Annotated in this window: 2 protein-coding genes and 1 pseudogene; all 3 read right to left on the reverse strand. The window is 64.3% G+C overall.

Features of this window, described 5'->3' with window-relative positions; translation table 11 throughout:
• Positions 1-193: pseudogene (locus tag EOC06_RS31525) on the reverse strand (FAD-dependent oxidoreductase); the annotation flags it as partial.
• Positions 194-223: 30 nt separating this feature from the next.
• The gene (locus EOC06_RS31530) at positions 224-820 is read right to left on the reverse strand and encodes a thioredoxin family protein (protein WP_128309625.1); all 597 of its coding nucleotides are present in this window, start codon (positions 818-820) and stop codon (positions 224-226) included.
• Between the two features lie 283 nt (positions 821-1,103).
• Positions 1,104-1,683, reverse strand: a 580-nt coding sequence (locus EOC06_RS44000) for a hemin ABC transporter substrate-binding protein (RefSeq protein WP_245470252.1), incomplete at its 5' end; no start/stop codon positions are given.

Consider the following 1,683-nt stretch of genomic DNA (forward strand, 5'->3'; position numbering starts at 1 on the left):
GCACCAGGTGCCAGTGTTGGAGGGCGCGGTGGCGCCGCCTGGTACCGAGATAGCCCTTATCGGCCAGCACCACCTTGGCGCCGCTCTCGGCCGCAGCGACAGCCGCCCAGGCCGCTGACGGACCTCCGCCCAGCACCAGCACGTCGGCCTGGAGGTGCAGCCTGTCAGAAACGGATTTTTGCGGCTTGGGCATGGATACCTGGCGAATGCCTCGAGGACGGCGCTAGGCCGCGCGGGCCGCGCTGGAAGACCAGACCGGCTCGTTGCCGGCGCTCCACTTGATGTTGCAGCCGATCGACGGCACCTGGCTGGCAGTGGGCCTGCCGCCCTCCAGCACCGTGTCGACCGCTGCCCGCAGATCGGCACCGGTCACCGGCTTGCCATTACCCGGCCGCGCATCGTCGAACTGGCCGTGATAGGCGAGCCGCCGGTCGGCATCGAACAGGAAGAAGTCGGGTGTGCAGGCGGCGCCGTAGGCCTTCGCCGTCTGCTGCGACGCGTCCTTGAGATAGGGGAAGGAATAGCCGAATTTTTCGGCCTCTTCGCCGATGCGGGCCAGCGTCTCCTCCGGATGCGCCTCATGGTCATTGGCGTTGATCGCCACCACTTGCAGCCCCTTGCCGGCATAATCCCTGGCGAAAGCGGCAAGCTGCTCACGGATCAGCACGACGAACGGGCAGCGGTTGGAGATGAAGGCGACGAGCAAGGCCGGCTTGGCATCGAAATCGGCGAGCCGGTGCAGCACGCCTTGCGCGTCGGGCAACAGGAAATCGGCGGCCTTTGTGCCGAGGTCGATCGGATTGGACTCTGTCTTCGGCATCGATGCGCGCTCCCTTTGTGCAGCCGGTTTTCACAGGCCAAGGTGCGAGCGCCTCGAACGTTCGCAGTTAGTCTATGAATTTAGTATAATTATAGGCTAGAGAGCACATTCACGGTCAACCGCGCGGCTTAGAATATCGTGCCAATGTTTCAGGCCGAGCCGCCAAGTTTGTTCGGGCGGAAGCCGATCCGGAGAAATCCGAACGGACAGGATTTATCAAGCGCAACGGGTTCGACGACGAATTGGTACTGCCCAGCCGAAACGCCTTGCGATTTTCGCGACGTCATTCCCCTTCCGGATAGAGCGCCTTCGCCAGGTCGCGGATCGCATCTGATGTGCGCGGGCCGAAGCCGATCATGTAGGCGCCGTCAAGCACGACCAGCGCCTTGTTGGCCGCCGCCGGCGTTGCCGCCAGCGCGCGGTTGCCGAACACCTGCTCGGGCGTCGGGCCACCCTTGCCGTCGCTCATCATCAGGATGACATCAGGCGCCATCTCGATCAGCTTTTCCTCTGATGCCGCCTTGTAGCCCTGCACGACATCCATCGGGTTGCGGCCGCCGGCGTAGCGGATGATGGCGTCGGCCGAGGTGCCGGCACCGGCTGCGCTCAGCTTCACAAGGCCATGGAAGAACACCACCTTCTTGCGCCGCTCCGGCGGAATATTTGCTGCCAGGTCGGCTGCCGTCTGAAAGGCGGTGAGCACCTCGGTGGAAACCACCTTGCCCTTGTCCTCGAGCCCAAGGCTGGCGGCGATCAGTGTGATCTTGCGCTCGATGCCTTGCGGGGTGTTGTCCTGCGGGACGAAGACGATCGGGATCGCCAGCGACTTCAGCACCTCGACCGCCTCCGGCGGCCCGCTGTCC

It is taken from the genome of Mesorhizobium sp. M7A.F.Ca.MR.362.00.0.0 (genome assembly GCF_004023175.1).
Classification (GTDB): Bacteria; Pseudomonadota; Alphaproteobacteria; order Rhizobiales; family Rhizobiaceae; genus Mesorhizobium.

Bases quoted from the DNA above. Each gene is read 5' to 3' on its own strand.
- EOC06_RS31530 (WP_128309625.1), bottom strand. From the start codon at position 820: ATGCCGAAGACAGAGTCCAATCCGATCGACCTCGGCACAAAGGCCGCC.